This is a genomic window from Paenibacillus sp. 01T47, assembly GCF_056398245.1.
On the sequence record NZ_JBFTPA010000001.1, the window covers coordinates 98,616 to 120,079 of the forward strand.

Consider the following 21,464-nt stretch of genomic DNA (forward strand, 5'->3'; position numbering starts at 1 on the left):
CGCGCAATTACTATTTGTATAGTAATTGCGCGGGCTCTTTCTATTTATTTTGGCTGCGTCGCTATTAAGTTTAGTAGCAAGCCTGCTCAAGTGATTGAAGCGCGGTTATTAACTCCTGCTTTAATTGGGAATCGGTAATCATGCCTTCTTTATTAAGCTTCAAAGTAATATGTGGAATAATTAATGTCCCGCCCTCAACAATATCAGCATTAATCATTTTAAGGGTAAGCAGAAGTGAAGCATGAGCTTTGTCCCCGCCCATTGGAGTAGGTGAGGCACTAATTACCGCTGTAGGTTTATTCATAAACGCCGTTGTGGATACAAGCCAGTCCAACGCGTTTTTCAAAACGCCAGGCACACCGTTCCCATATTCGGGTGTACATATAAGCACGCCATCCGTTTCCTCAAGAAGTGCTCTTAGCTCTCTGACAGGCACCGGTCCTTCATCTAGATCCATGTCAGGGTTGAAATGCGGAAGGTCGCCTAACCCGCCATAGATAGTAAATTCCATGTTTGCGGGGGCTAATCCGATGACAGCCTTCATTAGCGATGTATTTGAGGAGTTTTGACGAAGACTCCCCGAAATAGCCAAGATTTTAATTTCCTTATTCATTCCACTTCATCTCATTTCTTCTATGATATTAAGCCCTCGATATGGAGTTGCCGTGTATTATGATAAACAGTCGCATTCATATTTATTATCTCATTTAAACACGAGTTTTCAAATAACTTCTGCCTATATTAAAATAAAACCCGATAATTGAATAGCGCTTTCACACAATAAAGTTTAAACGTTTAAACAAAATATACGACAAAATTTACGTTTGATACTTATAAGAGACAAGTAAAGACAAAAACAGAAATCGTACGTTTTTGTACTAAGTAAAGGGAATCTATAATCCATAATAAACAAAAAAAATATTAATTGACATATTTTGAATGTCGGTATAAACTCATGTTGAATATTAAAGCGGTTTAACTTTCGTGAATGAAAAGCAATAACAGAGAGAAAAAGAGGTGATTTGAAAAGCGATTTCGAAGAAATGCAGAAGCAAAGTAATGGTGGGAAAAAGGGGACATACAAGAGAGCGATTAAGAGTTTTTTAAATTTGCTTCTTTTAAGGCCAAAAGGAATAGGAAACCAAATGGAAGGGGGCGGTTTTACTGAAGAACAGCAAATTTCAGAGACGGGAAAACAAACACTTTTATTTATTTATTTCGCCATGGATTATTGGTTTTCTCATATTTGCTTTATATCCAGTAGGCGCATCATTGTACTACAGCTTCACAGACTACGATATTATTAACCCGCCTGTTTTCGTGGGATTAAACAATTTCAAAGAGCTCTTTCAGGATGAACAGTTTTATAATTCGATAATGGTTACGCTCAAGTACACGCTTATTAGTGTTCCTATTACGTTGTTTTTATCACTTATGTTTGCAATCTTGATTAATCAGAAAATTCCTTTTAACGGTTTTTTCCGAACAGCGATGTATTTTCCAAGTATGATTTCAGGCGTATCCATGGCCTTGTTATGGTTTTGGGTGTTTAATCCACAGGCGGGATTGTTCAACTATGGATTATCTTTTTTCGGAATTGACCCCATCCACTGGTTCCTGGATGAGAATTACGCTTTGTGGGCGCTCATCATTATGTCGTTCTGGGGACTCGGTGCAGGCATGCTCATTTTCTTAGCGGGGCTCCAAGGCGTGCCGGCTCATCTGCTGGAGGCAGCAAGGCTCGACGGTGCTGGCCGGTGGAAAACATTTTGGAATGTAACCTTTCCAATGATTTCGCCCGTTTTTCTGTTCCAGCTTATCATCGGTGTCATTGAATCCTTCCAAGTGTTTACACAGGCCTATACCATCACGCGTGGTGGGCCGAACTACTCTACATGGTTTTATGTGTACAACATTTACATCAATGCGTTCAAAAATTTCCGCTACGGATACGCGTCTACCATGGCCTGGATCCTTCTCGTTGCAGTACTCGTTGTCACCTACTTTATCATGAGGACGTCGAAACGTTACGTTTACTACGAAGGAGGGGGCAGTAAATGAGTGAAGTGACCCATGACGCGAGCTCAAAGCGAATTATTGTCAAAAGAAAGCTAAAGCTTTCGCAAATTGTCGGATTTCTTATTTTATTAGCGGTAACAATTACGATGCTCTCACCAGTTTGGTTTATGCTCTCGACATCCCTGAAGACGACGAAAGAAATGCTTATGTTTCCCCCAACAATTATTCCAAAAGTGTTTGCGTGGGAAAATTTCCGTGAATTGTTTACCAATACCGAAATTAAATTCGGGCAGCAATATAAGAACAGCTTGATTGTTGGCATATTCACAGTTATTGGAACGGTGCTGTCTTCATCATTCGTTGCCTTTGGATTTGCTAGATATAAGGGAAAAGGCAGCGGGCTTATGTTCATGCTAGTGCTCAGCACGCTGATGCTTCCTTATCCAGCGATCATGATTCCGCAGTTCCTATTATTTATGAATCTTGGACTGCATGATTCGTTATTGCCGCTTATTCTGCCCGCTTTCTTTGGGTCAGCTTATATGATTTTTTTATTGCGACAGTTTTTCTCTACGCTGCCTGACGAGCTTTATAACGCCGGCCGGATTGACGGCTGCAGTGAGTTCAGACTGTACTGGAATATTACGCTGCCTTTAGCAGGACCGGCACTCGCTACGGTTGCTATATTTTCATTCATTTGGAGTTGGAATGACCTGCTCACCCCTGTACTTTACTTAGATTCGCAGGAGAACTTCACGCTTCCAGTAGGGATGGCTGCTATGCTGTCATCGAAGTTTCGTTTAGCGCCTTGGAATTTACTGATGGCCGCTTCGATTCTTTCCGTACTGCCAATTATCGTGTTGTTTGCGGTAGCACAGAAGAGATTCGTTGAGGGAATCGTACTTACAGGCATTAAATAGTTTTTAAGCGTTTTAACTTGCTTGTATGGAATCTAATAAAACCAAGGGGGAAATTAGAATGAAGAACAAGAAATGGTTATCCATTACCGCTATTCTCGCATTATCGATGTTTGCAACCGCTTGCTCAAACGGCGGAAACGAGGGTTCCGGCAAAGAAAAACAGGTAACGATCACGCATTATACGATTGACTCGCCGGACAGAACGTTTGTAGAGAAGCTGATTCCTGAGTTCGAAGCAAAACATCCGAACATCAAAGTAAAAGTAACTAAAGCACCTTATGAACAGTTTGATTCCAAGCTTCAATCGTCCATTGCTGCGAAAAATGCACCGGACGTAACCTCTCACTGGGGCTATGGCGGTTTTATGGAATATTACAACAAAGATATGCTGATGGATATGACCCCTTATTTTGAAGACTTCAAAGCAGCGGACTACAATATTCCGGAAGATGTAATGAACATCTACAAGGTTGATGGTAAAACCTATGGTATTCCGTTAAACAGTTACGTGACCGTCATGCTGTACAACAAGGATCTTTTTGATAAAGCGGGACTTCCTTACCCTCCAACTGATTACGAGGATAAAAGCTGGACATTCGACAAAATGGTCGAATATGCGAAGAAGCTGACCGTAGACTCTGAAAATTTGGAGGAAGCTCAATATGGCGTCGACTTTGGATTTGGTGAGCGCGACCAACGTCCTCAATACTTCGGTGCGAATGTTTATTCCGATGATACATGGACAAATGGCGGCAAACCTACAGAGATCAATCTGACTAAGCCTGATGTGATTGATGCTTACAAAACTCTTTATGGTCTCATTCATGATTTGAAAGTGTCACCAACGCCAGCATTCTCCCAATCTGTATCCGGGCAATTCGGTGATCCGTTCTTATCGGGTAAAATCGCAATGTCTGTGGTTGGTTCATGGAGCCTTGCTGCCGCTGCAGATTTCAACTTTAAAGTAGGTGTTGCTGCGGTTCCAGTAAGTCCAAAAGGCGATGTGCGAAGCGTGCTTTACGTGGATCCATTATTTGTACTTAAGGATTCGAAACATCCGAAGGAAGCTGCGGAGTGGATTAAGTTCTTGGTTACAACTGAAATTCAGGAGAAATCGATCGAGCTTAGCGGAGGCAATCCTCCGGTCAACCAAGCAGCTGCAGAAAAGTATTACAGCAACTTTGAAGGCATCGATCCAGCAGGCATTAAGCAAGTATTCGAGGGCGCTTATAAATACGGCTTTGAATCGTACAATCATCTGATTTCCAATTACTCTCAAATCAATGAGCTGTTCATCAATGAACTTTCAGGTGTAGAGAACGGAAAGCAGAAGGTTGAGGATGTACTGCCAGTCATTGAACAAAAGCTGAAGGATCTTTTGGCAAGAGTGAATAAGTAATGGGTTAAGGGGAGGGGCGATTGAGGCTGCTCCCCTCCATTTTATACTACTAGTCTGAGGAAGGCGTTCTTATGAAGGTAAGCATTGTGGACGTTGCCAAAAAATCAGGATTATCCATTGTGACGGTATCAAGGGTATTAAACAATTTGCCAAGTGTCAGAAAGAGCAACCGGGAGCGGGTTCTTCAGGCTATGAAGGAGCTTGATTATCACCCTAATGCGTCTGCAAGGAGTCTTGCTCGAGGAAAAACAGGCATAATCGGACTAGCGTTAACAACTTTGCATGACTCGTTTCTCGATGCGGTCGTGAAGGAGGTTAATGATCGGCTTGCGGAAAATGGCTATTTTCTTGCATTATCGATTTCAACAGAAGAGGACGATCACATCCATCGATCATTATTTCAGGAAGGACGTGTCGATGGCGTCATCTTATTGTCACCCATACGTGAGGATGAATACGTACTAGAGCTTAAGAGAAACCGAATTCCATTTGTCATGCTCGATAATCAGCAGATGAATTCGCCTGCTACCTCTGTCATCGTAGACAATTTTTATGGTGGATATGAAGCAACCAAACATTTAATCGATTTGGGGCACAGGGATATCGCGCATATTAGTGGTCCAGAGCTGTTTCTGAGCAGTCGAGAGCGTGAACGAGGATACCATGCCGCATTGGAAGAAGCGGGCATAACACCCTTCTGTGTGGAGCGCGGAGATTTTGAAATATCTACGGGTTATCGAATTGCTCGGGGCTGGATGGACGCTGGCAGACTGCCGACTGCGGTATTCGCGTCCGATGATAATATGGCGCTCGGCGCTATGAATGCTTTTATAATTGAAGGAATTCGAATACCTCAGCAAATTTCGATCATTGGATTTGATGATCAGATTCTTGCCACGGAGTTTCACCCGAAGCTGACGACGATGCGCCAGCCGGCCGCGCAAATTGGTAGGATGGGGGTTGAACTGCTGCTGAAGAGCATAAGCGGTGCAGCCAAAAGAAATGTCACTGTTCAATTGAGCCCAGAGCTAGTTATTCGGGAGACAACTTCTTTGAGGCAATAACAAACATGAAATCAAGGGAGTGTATCCGTTGAAATATTACTTGGGTGTAGATGGCGGCGGCAGCAAGACGTACACGCTAATTACAGATGAGTCGGGCAGAATTGTAGGAAAAGGGAATAGCGGGAACGGCAATCATCAGGTTGATTATGAGGCGGCCAAACGCAACATACGCGAATCGGTTGAAATGGCATTACGCGAAGCAAATGTAGTACGCAGTGACATTCAGTTCGCTTATTTTGGATTGGCTGGTGCTGACAGGGAAGCGGATTATGAAATATTGAGACCCATGATCGCTGAGCTGGGATTTGCGAAGCATGAAGTGAATTGCGATACAGCGATAGCTCTTCGAGCGGGAACGGATCAGCCGTATGGCGTTGTACTGATTTGTGGTGCCGGAACGAACAGCGCGGGCGTCAACTCTCGGAATGAGTTTTATCAGTGCGGAGGCTTCTCTTATGCTTACGGAGATTTCGGCGGTGGCAGCGACTTAGGCATTGAAGCTTTCCGCTCAGTTATCCGGGCTTGGGATGGGCGCGAGCGGCCGACTATATTGACGAACCTTCTGCTGCAGGACCAAGGCTACGACAGTGTGGAGAGCATGTTCAATGATTATTTGAATCACGATAAAACACCTCCGCTTAGAACGGTGAAGCTGCTGTTTCAAGCAGCAGAACAGGGAGATGAGGTTGCATTAACGATTTTGCGAGTGCAGGGGGAGGAGCTGGGCAAGTCGGCGCGGGCTGTCATTCAACGTCTGAGGATGGAGGCGGACAAGTTCGATGTTGTCCTTGCTGGCAGCGTACTCACTAGGGGAGAGGCAAGTTTTATTCACCCGTATATCGAACAAGCTGTCAAAAGCTGTGCTCCAGATGCATCATTAGTTAAGCTTGAGATTGAGCCGGTTGTCGGAGCGGTATGGCTTGCTTTTGAAGCTGAAGGGAATACGCTGCCGCGGGAAGTATACGACCGTTTAAGATCCGTGTCGGAATATAGTTATTGATTTTTTTGGAGGGCACCGTTGATGGTGCTCTTTTTTTATTTGGCTTTTTAAAACAAATGTAATGAACGTGGCATATGAAGATGCTATTCAAATCGACTAGATTGTTTAATATCGTCTCATGGTGACGTATAGGTAAGTCGAGTTATGCTGGAGTAAGCTAATCATTTGATTAAGTTTATAAAATACAGGCTGGAGAGCGAGGAATAGATGAACATGATAAAAAATGAAGGTATTCCAGTAGAACATGAACGTGTGAAGCTAACATCTCAAAATCCGATAATAACTACAATATATACGGCTGACCCTTCTGCTCATGTTTGGGAGGACGGCAAGGTTTATATTTATGCTTCACATGATATGGATCCGGCAAGAGGCTGTGATTTAATGGATCGATACCATGTGTACTCCTCTTCCGATATGGTGAACTGGTTGGATGAGGGTGAAATTCTTCGTTCGGACGATGTAGCATGGGGCAGGCCGGAAGGCGGCTTCATGTGGGCGCCCGATTGCGCCTTCAGAAACGGAACCTATTATTTCTATTACCCTCATCCCAGCGGGTCAAATTGGAATGATACATGGAAAATCGGTGTGGCAACCAGTCAAAAACCAGGAAGCGGTTTTAAGGATCGAGGTTATATCTCGGGACTGGGCGGATTTGCACTCATTGATCCGTGCGTGCTCGTTGATGATGATGGACGTGCTTATATGTATTACGGCGGGGGCAGCAGATGCGAAGGCGGCGAGCTGAACGACGATATGATGTCCATTAACGGTGAAATGCGCGAGATGGAAGGACTTGAGGATTTTCATGAAGCGGCTTGGGTTTTCAAAAGGGCTGACCTCTACTATCTGACCTACGCCGATAATTTAGATGGAAACAATCGCATGAGATATGCTACCAGCAAACATCCGCTTGGACCATGGACATATAGAGGTGTTTTTCTAGAGCCGACTGGCTGCTCAACTACTCACGGTTCTGTGGCGGAGTTTAAGGGGCAGTGGTATTTGTTTTATCACAATCAGGAAATTTCGGGCCAAGGCAATTTAAGAAGCATGTGTATTGATTATTTGTATTTTAATGAAGATGGAACGATCCAGACCGTCGTTCAAACCAAAGAAGGCGTCAAGCCTGTAGGTGATGCTCCGGCTCCTAACACAAATCAGAAAACCTACTCTGCCAGCCGTGTGGACGGAGGAGCGGTTGTTGAAACAAATGAGCAAGGAGAAAGTGTCGTTAATCGCTTAGATATTGCGGGCTCTTATTGTGAGTTTCAACCTATCGACGGAGAAAAAGGCGGAAGAGCGGCCATTCATATTCGTTATGCAACAGCAGAGCGACTCGCCAAACTAAACCTGACCGTGAATGGTCATGATTATTCCTTGCTTAATGCACTGTCGACAGGAAGTCTGCTGGACTATAGCGGTCTTGCTAGTATTACCGTTCAGCTAGAGCCAGGTGATGATAATATCATTAGGCTCACAGGCGGAAATGGTGAGATTAGTGTCGAAAGCATAACGGTTAGCCCGTTTCTGGATTAATAGAATATGACGCAGCCCCCACGATAAGAAATGGGGGCTGCTGCTTTTTATTTTGAAGAAATAAACTTAACAGAAACAGTCCGACGCTGAGGATGATTGTTCTGCTTCCTTGCGTGATCGTTTGTCATCGGCTTCTTCAAATGAGATTAAGGCATGGGTCGCATGGCTGAGAATGGCGCCTGCTCTTGTGGATGCTGCAACCAAAACGGCCTCTACTATTTCCTCTCGCGTGCCTCCTAGCTCCTTGCATTTCTTCACATGCACATCAATGCAATAGGGGCAACCGGTCACATGAGCAACGGCTACAGCAATGAGCTCTTTCATTTTTGCAGGTATGGCATCAGAAGCATAATAAACGTCTTTTTCAAAAGCTAAAAAGGAACCTGCAGCCTGCGGAACGAGCTTAATCAGCTCTGGAATCCGGCTTAAATTCGTACGATCGTAATAATGGGTCATCCTGTACCCTCCCGTTAAATAAGATTGATTCCTTATTAATTGTAGGGGAGAGCGATTCAAATCTCAGTGACATTGTCACAAATGCTGTTCTATTATACGGTTTAAGATGGCGCGATCCAATATGGTGATCTTTCCTCTGCTTAATGCAATCGCTCCTTGCTCCGCAAAGCTTTTTAAAATACGGGTAATGACCTCGCGTGATGTCCCAATTTCTATAGCTAGTTGTTCATGAGTAAGCCGCAAGCAATCTCCCTTCACAGATTCCGAAATTAAATAGTCCGCAATGCGATAAGATAGAGGCTGGAAAGCGACATTTTCCAGCAGCTTTGTCACATTCGTCATTCGATCAATAAATTGTTTATAAATATATTGCCGAATGGGTTTGATTGTGTTCATCCAGTCTCGAAATACGGAAACGGGCAGCAGCAACACGTCCGTTTCCTCCTCTATGGCTACCGATGCTTCGTATTCAGTCTCACCCAATATGCTTGCCATCATAAGGACGCAGCACTGACCGCTATGCACTCGGTATAAAGTAATTTCTCTGCCTGTTTGACTTAGCTTAAACACTCGAATTTGACCGCTGACAATAAACATAGCATGCTGCAAAATATGGCCTTCGCGAATGGAATGCGAGGTAGCCGGATTAATGGATAATAGCTGTGCAGCTTCCCAGCTCTCAGCAGGAAGATGGGCGAATGAGGGAAACATATGCTGAATTTGCTGTATTTGTTTGCGAGAAAGATGATTCATACACAAGCTCCTTAAGTGACGGATTGTGTACTATTTCTCTGTCTTTTTCATTTTTCCTTTTATTAGAAGATTTACCCAACCTAAAAAAGAAGTGCACGGGCCATCTCAGGCCCGCACACTTCAATTTTTTGATAATGGCTATCTTCTTTATTGCTTTCCTTCGCTTCTTGCAAGCTCCTTGCGTACAATTGGGGCGACCTTGGTGCCGAGCAGTTCAATAGCTCGAAGTACCTCGCGGTGCGGCATCGTACCTACATTCACATGCAGGAAGAACCGAGTAACGCCTAGATTTTTGCGCAGCAAAAGAATCTTCTCTGCAACATATTCAGAATCACCCACATATAGAGCGCCTCGAAGGCTGCGGGCAGAGTCATAAGCTGCACGACTGTAATGCTGCCCCCAGCCGCGTTCACGACCAATGACATTCATCTGGGCCTGAGTTGGCGGGAAAAATAAATCGGCTGCTTGCTCCGTTGTTTCGCCAACAAAACCGTGGGAATGTGTGGCGATTTGCAGCTTGCTAGGATCATGGCCAGCTTTTGCAGCTGCTTCTTTGTAAAGATCGACCAGCGGCGCAAAATTTTCAGGCATTCCGCCAATAATAGCGAAGGCGATAGGAAGGCCGAGCAGACCTGCGCGAATCGCAGATTGTGCGTTGCCGCCGCTTGCGATCCAAACGGGAAGCGGGCTCTGAACTGGCCGCGGGTATACAGGTAGATTATGAATAGCAGGACGATGTCCACCGCGCCAATTAACCTTTTCAGAATCTCTAATAGCAAGAAGCAGCTCTAGCTTCTCTTCAAACAATTCATCATAATCTTCTAAGCTGTACCCAAATAGCGGGAAGGATTCAATAAATGATCCCCGCCCTGCCATAATTTCGGCTCTGCCGTTCGAGAGGCCATCGAGTGTGGAAAACTGTTGAAATACACGAACCGGGTCGTCTGAGGACAGAACGGTAACGGCGCTGGTGAGTCTAATATTTTTGGTCATAGGAGCTGCTGCTGCCAGTACAACCGCAGGCGCAGTACCAGCGTAATCAGCACGGTGATGCTCTCCAATACCATAAACATCTAGTCCAACTTGATCTGCGAGCACAATCTCCTCAACCGCGTTGCGCAGACGTTCAGCATGGCTCATGATTACTCCTGTCACCGGGTCCGGTGTTGTTTCCAAAAAAGTACTAATTCCAATTTCCATGTTTGCTGCCAAATCGGCCATAAGCATACGCCTCCTTTATTACCTATAGTTTACTCAATTTTTTATGGTTTCTCAAATTTAGTAAGCAGATAATTTCGGTTGATTACTTCTCTAACGAATCGTAATATGCTTATTAGGCAGAAAACGGCATCTTTTAAATTTTAACGAACCTGATTAACGTTATGGCATGCTGTATGAGGGGTTAGGAGCTGTTTTTCTCAAAATAGCGACGCTGGAGTTCGTTACAAATTCAAATCATTCCAAATGGCTTAAATAAGAGCTGCTGGGTTCGTTAGCGATATGTTTAGTAACCATTCCAACAAAGGAGCACCTTGTAGGCAGCGTGATTCACTTAGTTATTTGTTTTGTCTAAGCCTCCATAAATAAAACAAGGGCTGTTCCAAATGTAGATTTCTACTTTTGGGACAGCCCTTTCAGCTATATAGCAGTACGTTATTACTCGAATTAGACGTTACCCATATAGCTGCGTGTCAGATTCGGCATGATAAGCACATCGTTTTTGCTGTATTTTGCATACAGCTCGGAGAGGGAATGAATAAATGCTTCATACTGTTCGTCAGTCTCTTTTGGCGCATAGGAGCCGGATAAATTACGTCCAATAAAACGGTCTAAATCAAACTCCAAATGGTATTCAAATACTTTAAATTCATAGCTGCCGTTGCGGAAAAACTGCTCATACACGTCAGGAGTCTTATCGATACCGCCGCTAAATCCTTTAAATGCAGGGCAATACTTTTGGCAGATCGCTGCGTTTTCAATAACGAGCTCGCTTGAAGCATCTCTGCTATTCCACACTAAGGCAACGTTAGCATCTGGTTTTAGTATTCGTTGGCACTCCAGCTTAAACTGCTCCTTGTCAAACCAATGAAAGGCTTGGGCAACCGTAATTAAATCAATACTTTGGCCTTGCAGCGGCGTATGCTCAGCAGCGCCATTTATAGAGGTAAACTTAGCATAATGATTTAATTCTTTTTCTGCAGTGGATCTCATATCCTCATTAGGTTCAATGGCAATGACCTTTAAATCTTGATCCAGCAGCTGCTTCGTAAGTATTCCAGTGCCGGAACCAATATCAGCTACAGTATGATCCGGTGATAGGTTATTGCTCTGAATAAGGTAGTTAATATAAGTCATTGGATAATTGGAACGGTATTCGGAGTAAATCGTGGCTTTGCCTGTAAAGTTATCTTTTGTCCCCAAAATAAATAGCCTCCTGTATATGATTTATTTTGAATACAATAATTTTACTGATTTTCTTTAATTGTAGCGCTTGTCTTGCCATTAGTCGATGCAGGAAGATATGATGAAATAAATAACAAGTCTACGAACAGCGAGGGGTAGATAAAATGGTAGTTGACCACAAGCAATGGAAACCTGAAGTATTGGCGTATCTTGAACGTATAGGTTATAACGGCCCGATCGACAACAGTTTGGCAACACTCACGGAGCTCCAGAACTGCCATGTACATACTGTTCCCTACGAAAACTTAGATATTATAAATCGGGTTCCGCTATCATTGGAAATTCCCGACCTGTTCAATAAAATCGTTACTAAGCATCGCGGTGGCTATTGCTTTGAGTTGAATGCACTGTTTGGTTGGTTGTTAGCCGAGCTCGGCTTTAACGTAACGAACTATTTTGCCCGGTTCTGGCGTGATGAAACACAGACACCGCCAAAACGCAGGCATCATATTTTACAGGTAGTAGCTGAAGGAAAGCCGTATTTATGCGATGTGGGAGTAGGCGGTATTGCACCGCGAAACCCGATTCTTTTGGCTGAAAATGTCGTCCATGAGCAAAAGGATGAAGCGTATCAGCTGGAGCGGGATGCCTTTTTTGGCTGGGTGCTGCTGGAAAGGAAGAAGGGGGAATGGAGCCGCCTTTATACCTTTACCGAGGAACCTCAGCTGCCGCAGGATTTCATTATGACTTCCTACTGGTGCGAGCATGCACAAGATTCGATTTTTGTGAGCACGCCGATGGCGGCCATTCGGACAGTTGAAGGAAGAAATACGATCGCAGGCGAAGAGTTTCGTATATTTACGGCAGAGGGCGTTCAGGTAGTCACACCTTCTACACAAGAGGAATATGCGGAAGCATTACGTAAATATTTTGGAATTGTCATATCCGTATAGCTTGCTAAGCAATTGGATCATCTTTTATATCTCTATCATACTAATGGGCTGTCTCAAAAGTAGATTAATCTACGGTTGGGACAGCCCATTTTTTAAGTGTATCCTGACAGATTGTTGTCATATGACAAAAAAATGACAACTCTCACTATATAAAAGGGAGAATTTGGATTATACTGTTTATAGGTAATTAGTATCATGTAAATGATAGAAATGCTAAAGGTAAATAGATAATAGGAATTATTTTTGAGGTGAAAACAATGGCTGAGTATATCATGTTTCGAGAGATTTGGACACCTTTCCGATTGGTAGGCATTCGACTGTTCAAGGATGAACATACTAAATATTGGTATAAAATTGGGAGCAATCATCGAAAACGGATGTTTAAGTGAATGTAACGAGCAGACTTTCCATCGGATGGTCTGTTTTTTTATTCCAAGCACGAACGCGGTATTCATAGTAGAAGAGCCAATGCTATAATGAAGTTAAATTTCTTCGGGGCTTCCTTTAATAATTACCTATATTTAAATAATGAATTCTTTCCATATCTAGCAACTGGGGAGTGCGGCTTCTTGATTGAGATATCAGGTTATCAAATGATCGATGAAATAGGCAGTTATGATGATATAAACCTATATAGAATGATTCGCCAAGCGGATAACATTGCGGTTATCGCCAAAACCACATGTGACATCTATCCAGGACCAAACGTGGTTGCTGCATTTCAGCATGAGTATGAGTTGCTCGTTAAGCTCGGCGGACGAGGAACGTTAGAAGCGTACAGTCTGGAAATGTTAGCAGACAGACCTGTTCTGATTTTGCAGGATATCGGAGGCAGTACGCTAGATCGAGTATTGCGCACGCGCGATAACCCTTTTATGCATGAAGCGTTGCTGGCCATCGCAGTATCGGCAGCAGATAGCCTGATGCAAATACATCGTGAAAAAATAATACTCAATGAAATAACCCCCTTTCATCTCATCGCTAATCCCGATACCTATGAAGTGAAGCTTATTGATATTCGAATGTGTTCAACTGAACTTAACAAGAGTCCGCTTCCCTTAACAACAGGCAGGCCTGACTTCATTTTGTCCTATATCTCTCCAGAACAGACGGGCAGAACGGGAATGATCCCCGATTACCGCTCTGATTTCTATTCGCTCGGCGTCACCTTATACGAATGGATGTCGGGAAGCCTTCCTTTTGAATCACAAGATGTAATGGATGTTATATATCGGCATATTGCCAGCACGCCTGAACCTCTGCATAAGAGGTATCCCTCTATACCCGAGATGGTATCTGCTATTGTAAGCAAGTGTATGGAGAAGATGCCTGATGCGAGGTATATCAGTGCATTCGGGTTGAAGTCGGACTTGGAAGAATGTCTGAATCAATTCCAGTTATCAGGAGAAGTAGAAGCCTTTGCACTGGCAAGCCGTGATATTTCCGATCTTTGGAGGACTTCAAGCCAGTATTACGGCAGACGCTCTGAGCAGCAATGCTTGCAAGATGCACTGCAGCGAGCGTCGTTAAGCGCTGCGGAGGTTATCTGGGTTAGCGGCAACGGAGGAATAGGAAAAACGTCCTTTGTGAATGAAACGCTTAGAAAATCGATGCCGCTTGAAGTTTATTTTGTTACGGGCAAATTCAATCCGCAACAAACGGCAAAACCCTACGACGTATGGATTCAAGCCATTGATGAACTGGTTAGCCTGATGCTCATGGAGAGCAAGCTGCAGGCAGAGGTTTGGAAGCTGCGCATTATAGATGCCCTAAATGGGTATGGACAGCTGTTGATTGAATTGGTTCCAAAGCTGGAGCTGCTGATTGGAGAGCAGCCAGCGGTACTTTCATTGCCACCAGTGGAAGCGCAGCGCCGTTTTCACCTTATTTTGAGCCGTTTTATTCATCTATTCCTTCACCGGGACTGCCCGTTGGTTTTGTTCTTTGATGATCTTCAATGGGCCGATGAAGAATCGCTTCAATATCTTGTTTATCTACTAGAGGATAGGGACATCAATCATTTACTCGTCATCTTGGCTTATCGAGATGGAGAAATCACGCCACTGCATCCGCTGAGCCGTTTGGAGAATCATTTTGAAGAGCACAACACAAAGAACAGCCGTATTCATCTGGAGGCTTTGGAAGCCGCTGATTTAACCAGCCTTCTAAGCGACACCATGGGCTGCGAAGCTGCTGAAACCGATGAGCTGGCTGCTGTATTGCTCCATAAGACGGAAGGCAATCCTTTTTTTCTAAAGCAATTTATTCAGGATCTGGTTGATGATGAGCAAGTTATGTTTGATGAATCGAGCAGGCGCTGGCAGTGGGATTTGCAGCTAATTGCTGAAAGGAACGTTCCGGCCAATACGGCTGATTATATATCGGATAAGATGAAGCTTTTCCCGGATCAGATGGTTTATGTGCTTGGGCGGGCAGCTGTTCTTGGCACCAGCTTTGATGTAGATATGCTTGTTTCCATTACGAATCTACCCTTGCAGGAGCTGGAAGAAGTGCTGGAGAAAGCCGAGCGTGAACAATTATTGCAGCCAGTTAAGCTCGGAAACGGAAAATTTTATCAATTTCAGCATGATCGCATTCAGCAGGCTGCCTATCATCTTGTATCCGAGGATGAGCTTCCCGCATTGCATTGGAGAATCGGATCGCTGCTTGCGGACCGTGTAGCATTCACTGAAGATGCAAATGTATTCGAAGCCGTCAATCATTTCAATCAGGCATGGAAACAAATAGAACGTCTAGAGCAGAAGCTGGAACTCGCCGAGCTGAACTTAAAGGCGGCCTTGAAAGCGAAACAATCGACCGCATATGAGACATCACTAGGCTATTTGCGTCATGCTGCTGCCCTTATCGAAGAGGAATGTTGGAAAAATAGCTACTCGCTTGCCTTCCGAATATTCAGAGAACGCGCCGAAGCGGAATATTTATGCGGTCATTTTGCGAAAGCACATGATTTATTTAATTTGTTGATCAGCAAAGCGGAGACTAATTTAGATAAAGCGCTCGTTTGGACCATGAAAATTCAATTAGAGGCAACGAATGACAATTACGACGAGGTCCTTTCTTTAGGCCGTCAAACGTTGGAGCTATTGGATATTCACCCTCGTTTTGAGCCAAACACATTCGAATTGACTGTGCAGTGGTTAAAGCTCAGAAGGAAAATTAAGAAACATTCGATAGCATCGCTGCAGCAACTACCGCCAATGACAGATGAAGTACGGAAAGCGGCTATGACCGCGATGGTCTATACGAGTAATGCCAGTTTTTTTGTAAATCAAAAAGGCTGGCTTGCTACTACGTTTACCATGGTCGAAATGACACTGGATTACGGCATGGCCCCGGAGTCTTCAATCGGTTTTGTCGGTTATGCCATGTTCCTGAATTTTCAGTTTCGGCATTATAAAGAGGCATTCGAATGGGGTATGCTCGCCTGTGAATTATCGAAGCCGTACCCTATACTGCATGTTAAGACGCTTACTTCATTCACCCTTTGTTACGACAGCTGGCGCAAATTTGATCCGATGATGCTGAAAACCTTTACCGAGCATGCTGGGAAAGTTGGACTGGAATCGGGAGATCTGTGGCACAGCAATCAAAGTGTATTAATTAATTGTGCAACTCTGCTGCAATATGGTCATCCGCTTAGTGATATTTATAACCGGTTAATTGCGCATTCAGGCGATTTTTTGCGCCATAATAATACGCTTCATTGGAAGCAAGCCGTTTTGCTTGCTACTCTCCTTGTCCGTTTAACGGGATATCGCGCGCCGAATGATCCATTTATGGAAACGGATATCTTTAGCGAGGATTTTGCCGGATCGGTGCACGGAGATCAATTTAATACGATTCAAGAGCTGGTTTGCACGCTTCATTATTTGCCTGGCTATTTTTTTGGTCAGTATCAGGAAGCAAATGAGGCTTTGAAGAGAGCAGCCGCAATTATTTCTTTGCGTAATGATAACTATGAGAGCACTGTACAATATTTTTATGAATCGTTAGTGCTGGCACAGCTTTATGAGGATGTTTCCGTACAGGAGCAAAAAGAATTTTTGACAACTATTAAGAAACATATGAAAAGAATGAAACTGCTCACTTCGCGTTGCCCAGAAAACTATAAGCATAAATATTTGCTCATTAAAGCTGAAATGGCGCGGATTACACGAAAGAGCCGTCAAGCGGAGGAGCTGTTTGAGCAGTCGATTGAGGCAGCGCGTGCTTATGGATATATACATGATCTTGCAATAGCAGCAGAATGCCTTGCAAAATTCGCCCTTCGTCAAGGCAGGCAGCAGCTCGCGAAAATCTATATGACGGAAGCGTATGAAGCTTATATTGAATGGGGGGCGGCTGCGAAAGCGGCTGATCTGGAACAAAAATATGGGCATCTGCTCCACATTAGACGGGAGTCGGGCCTTGAAAGTGTGGATTATCTCTCAGCAGTCATGTCCGCGCAAGCATTATCGGGCGAAATGGAAATGAATCGTTTGCTCGATACGCTGATGCGTATCATGCTTCATAATGCTGGCGCGGAATATGGCGTACTTATTTTTGGTCACGAAGACAATTGGGTTGTTGAGGCGTATGGAACAGCAGAGGAGCTTCACATTGAAACCGTGCCCCTTGCGGAGGAATCGGAAATCGCCTCAGCGGCGATTATTGGCTATGCAGCACGAACGAAAGAGGAAGTTGTCCTACATGATGCAGCCCATGAAGGGATGTTCGTCCGAAATCCGTATGTTAAAAATAATGGATTAAAGTCGGTTTTATGTCTGCCTATCATGCATCAGAATAAGCTGATTTGCTTGCTTTATATGGAGAATAAGCTAACGACGAGCGTCTTCACACCTCAGCGGCTTGATGTTCTGAAGCTGCTCGGCTCCCAGTGCGCCATTTCCATAGAAAACGCTAAGCTTTATTCGGGGATACAATATCTTAAAAACAACTTAGAGGCACAAGTCGTCGAGCGGACTCGCAGTCTTGAGAGATCGATGCAAGAGACGTCTGCTGCGCTTGCCGAAGCTTCTGTTTATGAGGAACGGAGCCGCATTGCCCATGATATTCATGATATTGTCGGTCATTCACTTACCTCGACGATCCTTCAGATTGAAGCTGGAAAACGTCTGCTGCACAAGGACATGGAGGGCGGCATGCAGCGGCTGAAAGAAGCGCAGGATCTAGCAAGGCATAGCTTGAATGAGATCCGCGGCTCTGTCCATATGTTGAAGGAGGACAAGTTCGCTGACCTCGGACAAATGCTGAATCGGCTCATTCAAGATACAGAGCGCAATATGGAAGTAGAAGTTCATGCAGCGATTCAGCCTTTGCCGAAGCTGTCGACAGCGCATAAGAAGGCGATCTATCATGCGCTCCAAGAAGGCTTAACCAATGGCATCCGGCATGGGGGGAGCAAGGAATTCCGCTTTAGTTTGCAAACCGTCGGCACCTATTTGCAGTTCAGGCTTGAGGATTGCGGAATTGGAGCCCCTGAGATTGCGCTCGGATTTGGGTTAAAGGCGATGAAAGAGCGAGTGGAACAGCTGGGCGGAAGCCTCTCTATTGAATCATGGCCAAATCAAGGCTGTCTGTTAAAGATCGATTTGCCCTACAAGATACGATTGAATGGAGAGAGGGAATGAATAAGATAACGATTGTAATTGCCGATGATCAGATGCTGACACGGGAAGGACTTCGAACCATACTGGACTTAGAAGATGATTTCGAGATCGTTGGCGTAGCTAAAAATGGGGAAGAGGCGTGTGAAATGGCAGAGACGCTTCAGCCACACCTTATGCTGCTGGACATTCAAATGCCGATTATGGATGGAATCACCGCTTTAAAACGAATAAAGCAGAGCTCGCCCAACATTTTTATTTTGTTTTTAACGACATTCATAGACGCGGATTATATTGTAGAGGGCATGGCGCATGGGGCAAGCGGCTATATGCTGAAGGATATGGACATCGATAAAATGATTGCCGCGATTCGTGATACGATATCCGGGCAGTTTATTCTTCCAGCCGCGGTTGCAGCCAAACTGGCTGAGAGGATGAACAGGTTTACAGAAGATCACGAGCAATGGCAAAATCCGAGCCAGCGCCACATCCAGCTGACAGATCGCGAGAAAAAGTTGGCACAGCTTATTATACGCGGACTGAACAATCGAGAAATTGCTGATGCGTTGTTCATAGCCGAAGGTACAGCACGCAACTACATCAGCAATCTCTATAGCAAACTGGAAGTTGTTGATCGCGCACAGGCGATTATTCGCCTGCAAGGCTTGATTTGATTCATGGCTTTAAGTGATGCCCGTATCCGCTGGGACAAGACGTTTTTGCATGCGCTGCTCATTTAGCAGCTCCATCATCCATGTTTCAATTTCTTTCGTATGCTGCGTGGCATAGGCTGGATTCGCAAGATTGCGATTTTCTAGAGGATCTTCGGTTAAGTTGTACAGCTCAAATTCCTCAGGAGCCGGCTCCGTTTTCACTTGTGTCGCCCACAGCGGGTACTGTTCACCTTTCGCAGCATCAGCTTGCAAAAAGGTTACATCTTGTACGCCTGGTTGGCTCCAAAATTGCACGTTGTCATAGTAACGGGAGTATTTCCACAATTGTTTCTTGCCATCGGTAATGATCGTCATGAGGACAGACTCAATATGATTAGGCTGAACAACGGATGCATAGGCTTCCCCGAGTGGATTTACTTGGTGCTGGCCGCGTGTCACGTCGTCATCGGTCATGAAATATACAGGACTATCACCGGTTACCGCCGGTTTTTGTTCCAAAATGATAGGAGTGAGGTCGCGCCCAACAAAAGGGCGGGCTTCGCTGAATCTCTTTTGCAAGCAGCATTGAACGGTATGGATGTCCGCATTCGCAAGTCCAAGCATAGTAGGCAGCAAATCAACATGGCTTGTAAGGGTATCCACATTTTTATTATGCGGAAAAAGATGTTTATTATGAATAAGGAAAGGCACATGCAGAAACTCTTCATAGGCACAGTACCATTTTTGATGAAGATTTCCGTGAGATCCGAGCAAATCACCATGGTCTGAGGTGAAAATAACGATCGTATTGTCATAAAATGATGAGCGAGCAAGCGCCTCGTATACTTTTAACATTTGCTGATCGGCATTTTTTTGCAGCTGGTAATAAAGCTGACGGTAAAATGGATTGTCGATGATCGGCTGCAGCGCCTTAGGGTAAGTATCGCGATAGCTTGCTTGGCAGCGTGGTTTCGTAAGCAGCGATTCGTTCATCGTTGGCGGCGGGGAAACGGATGGTACCGTAGGCTCCACTTCGAAACGGAAGGCGGGCAGATGCGCGGTGAGCGCACCGTACAAAACAATATCGTGCGGGTTAACGAAGGAAGCAATGACTAACCATGGCTTGGCATTTTTATCATTGCTTTTTTGACGATCAAGGTTTTCAAGCAGCATCACGGTTTCCTCACCATAAACCACATCGCGTCCGCTTATTCCAAAACCTGCAGAGGAGGCGGAATTACGCGGATTTTTTCCATTTGGCTCCGGACCAATCCAGTCAGAGAAGCCGAAGTCATCTAAGCGATTAGCTTGGTAATATAAGTCGGTTCGCTCTCTGTCAGGTACGCCTGTCAAAGGATTAAAGCTTGGTATGCTGTTGTGGGTGCCAGGGACGATAATATCTGCATTGGTTATATGCCATTTCCCTTTGTAGTGCGTCTGATAGCCGGCTTCGCGGAAATAGTCGCCCATCGTAGGAACGGTGTTTTTATCCAGCCAATGCACATCGGAATCGAAAGACTCTTTGGCGATTCCAACCGTTTGGCTGACGCCGTGGAGCGACGGGTAATGTCCGGTAAATAAGGTTGCCCGGCTTGGGCAGCATGCGGAGCTCCCGATGTAGTGCCTATGGAACTCCATAGAGTTTTCTTTCAACAGCTCCTGTGCGATTAGATTTTTTTTGCGCCATTTTTTTATTTCGGCGTTCTCATATACAGGGGGATAACGTTCCTCATCCACCAGGATCACAAGAAAATTAGGCTTATCGAGCTTTCGGGAAGCTTGCTGATTACGTTTCATGGCATACACATCCTTGGCTAAGACTTCACTTTAAATTATGCTGCAAAGCTTAGAAACAGTAATTTTCTACTGTTAGATGCGTAAGCATATGCGAAAAAGAAACAAGCTCACCTCATCAAGGAGGTGAGCTTGTTTCCTTTTTTATAGGTTTTACTTCTCTGCTTTCCATTCAGCGATTTGCTGTTTGTATTGTACAAAAAGCTCGCTCAGTGATTGCTTAATAGCAGCAGCATCTTCAGCTTGAACCGCTTGCGCCAGCTTAATCTCTGCTCTAATAAACGCCATGTCAGCGCTGTCGGCTTCGCTAATAGTCGCTTCAGTCATTTGAACTGCCGTACCTGTATTCTTATCAAGCTGAACGACATCAGCTGGTGCAATATTTAGTTTAGTGGAATCTGAGATTTTCACTGCAGCAGTGCTCATTGATAAAGTTCCGACATTCTCCGATTTAGAAATCGAAATCGTCTCCTTGCCATCTGAAATTGCTGGTATTGCTTCAACAGATGAAATGAGGTTTTTCATCGTGCTGCCGATCGTTTTCTCATATTGGTCTAATGTATCCTGCCAGTCCGCTAGTGTGTCAGGTGCATACTTTTTGGCTAAGTCGAGCGGATTAGTAAAGCTGTTGACCACAGCTACACCAGTCGTTGCATCTGCGGAGATGGAAGTGCTTGCTGTTACGTTTTGCAGCATTGAGAATTTTTCAGGTGCTGGCGCTTTAGACGCTGCATTCGAGATGGCAGGGCCTGCAACAGCGGACATTAATAAAGCAGATGAAAGGACAACTCTGGAAATAATCAACTTATGGTTCATGGTTTCACGCTCCTAATGGGTTTGTCTTACTCGTCTTACTCTACAAGAAGGCTGTGTCAGAACATTGG

At 44.6% G+C, this 21,464-nt stretch carries 16 protein-coding genes; 9 read left to right on the top strand and 7 right to left on the bottom strand.

The genetic code is table 11. From position 1 onward, the window contains the following. Window positions 1-70: 70 nt before the first annotated feature. Entirely contained in the window at window positions 71-613 is a 543-nt protein-coding gene (locus AC1DOV_RS00385) for an NADPH-dependent FMN reductase (protein WP_441881149.1), read from the bottom strand. A gap of 551 nt (window positions 614-1,164) precedes the next feature. Here AC1DOV_RS00385 and AC1DOV_RS00390 point away from each other — a divergent pair. The 6 genes from AC1DOV_RS00390 to AC1DOV_RS00415 all read left to right on the top strand — a co-directional run bounded on the left by AC1DOV_RS00390 (window position 1,165) and on the right by AC1DOV_RS00415 (window position 7,941). Continuing rightward, window positions 1,165-2,061 (top strand): carbohydrate ABC transporter permease, encoded by an 897-nt coding sequence (locus AC1DOV_RS00390; RefSeq protein ID WP_076268610.1) that lies wholly within the window; start codon window positions 1,165-1,167, stop codon window positions 2,059-2,061. Next, window positions 2,058-2,939 (top strand): carbohydrate ABC transporter permease, encoded by an 882-nt coding sequence (locus tag AC1DOV_RS00395; protein WP_076268609.1) that lies wholly within the window; start codon window positions 2,058-2,060, stop codon window positions 2,937-2,939. The genes AC1DOV_RS00390 and AC1DOV_RS00395 overlap by 4 nt, the downstream gene beginning before the upstream one ends. A 58-nt stretch (window positions 2,940-2,997) precedes the next feature. After that, the gene (locus AC1DOV_RS00400; protein ID WP_339206163.1) at window positions 2,998-4,338 is read left to right on the top strand and encodes an ABC transporter substrate-binding protein; all 1,341 of its coding nucleotides are present in this window, start codon (window positions 2,998-3,000) and stop codon (window positions 4,336-4,338) included. A 71-nt stretch (window positions 4,339-4,409) separates the two neighbouring features. Continuing rightward, entirely contained in the window at window positions 4,410-5,402 is a 993-nt protein-coding gene (locus AC1DOV_RS00405; RefSeq protein ID WP_441881146.1) for a LacI family DNA-binding transcriptional regulator, read from the top strand. A 28-nt stretch (window positions 5,403-5,430) separates the two neighbouring features. Continuing rightward, window positions 5,431-6,402, top strand: coding sequence for an N-acetylglucosamine kinase (locus AC1DOV_RS00410; protein WP_477548869.1), 972 nt, complete (start codon window positions 5,431-5,433; stop codon window positions 6,400-6,402). 207 nt (window positions 6,403-6,609) lie between these two features. Continuing rightward, complete coding sequence (locus tag AC1DOV_RS00415) at window positions 6,610-7,941, top strand: family 43 glycosylhydrolase (RefSeq protein ID WP_477548870.1); 1,332 nt, start codon at window positions 6,610-6,612, stop codon at window positions 7,939-7,941. 66 nt (window positions 7,942-8,007) lie between these two features. Here the strand turns inward: AC1DOV_RS00415 and AC1DOV_RS00420 are convergent, their stop codons facing one another. The 4 genes from AC1DOV_RS00420 to AC1DOV_RS00435 form a co-directional block, all read right to left on the bottom strand. Continuing rightward, the gene (locus tag AC1DOV_RS00420; protein ID WP_477548871.1) at window positions 8,008-8,397 is read right to left on the bottom strand and encodes a carboxymuconolactone decarboxylase family protein; all 390 of its coding nucleotides are present in this window, start codon (window positions 8,395-8,397) and stop codon (window positions 8,008-8,010) included. 75 nt (window positions 8,398-8,472) lie between these two features. Further along, window positions 8,473-9,150, bottom strand: a complete 678-nt coding sequence (locus tag AC1DOV_RS00425; RefSeq protein ID WP_477548872.1) for a Crp/Fnr family transcriptional regulator — start codon at window positions 9,148-9,150, stop codon at window positions 8,473-8,475. Window positions 9,151-9,297: 147 nt separating this feature from the next. Then, the gene (locus tag AC1DOV_RS00430) at window positions 9,298-10,350 is read right to left on the bottom strand and encodes an LLM class flavin-dependent oxidoreductase (RefSeq protein WP_441881205.1); all 1,053 of its coding nucleotides are present in this window, start codon (window positions 10,348-10,350) and stop codon (window positions 9,298-9,300) included. A gap of 465 nt (window positions 10,351-10,815) precedes the next feature. Beyond that, window positions 10,816-11,571 carry a class I SAM-dependent methyltransferase gene (locus AC1DOV_RS00435; RefSeq protein WP_477548873.1) on the bottom strand — a complete coding sequence of 252 codons (756 nt, stop codon included), beginning with the start codon at window positions 11,569-11,571 and terminating at the stop codon, window positions 10,816-10,818. Window positions 11,572-11,717: 146 nt separating this feature from the next. Between AC1DOV_RS00435 and AC1DOV_RS00440 the strand changes: the two genes are divergently transcribed. From AC1DOV_RS00440 to AC1DOV_RS00450, 3 genes are all read left to right on the top strand, one after another. Then, entirely contained in the window at window positions 11,718-12,506 is a 789-nt protein-coding gene (locus tag AC1DOV_RS00440; protein WP_477548874.1) for an arylamine N-acetyltransferase family protein, read from the top strand. A gap of 569 nt (window positions 12,507-13,075) precedes the next feature. After that, window positions 13,076-18,157 (top strand): AAA family ATPase, encoded by a 5,082-nt coding sequence (locus AC1DOV_RS00445; RefSeq protein WP_477548875.1) that lies wholly within the window; start codon window positions 13,076-13,078, stop codon window positions 18,155-18,157. Further along, a complete protein-coding gene (locus AC1DOV_RS00450) occupies window positions 18,154-18,807 on the top strand; it encodes a response regulator transcription factor (RefSeq protein WP_430055984.1) in 654 nt (217 codons plus the stop codon). Before AC1DOV_RS00445 ends, AC1DOV_RS00450 begins: the two co-directional genes overlap by 4 nt. A 9-nt stretch (window positions 18,808-18,816) precedes the next feature. On the opposite strand, the gene AC1DOV_RS00455 is transcribed toward AC1DOV_RS00450, so the two are convergent. Both AC1DOV_RS00455 and AC1DOV_RS00460 read right to left on the bottom strand, forming a co-directional pair. Next, entirely contained in the window at window positions 18,817-20,583 is a 1,767-nt protein-coding gene (locus AC1DOV_RS00455) for a sulfatase family protein (RefSeq protein ID WP_477548876.1), read from the bottom strand. A gap of 150 nt (window positions 20,584-20,733) precedes the next feature. Further along, window positions 20,734-21,396, bottom strand: coding sequence for a hypothetical protein (locus AC1DOV_RS00460; protein ID WP_441881137.1), 663 nt, complete (start codon window positions 21,394-21,396; stop codon window positions 20,734-20,736). Between the last annotated feature and the right edge of the window lie 68 nt (window positions 21,397-21,464).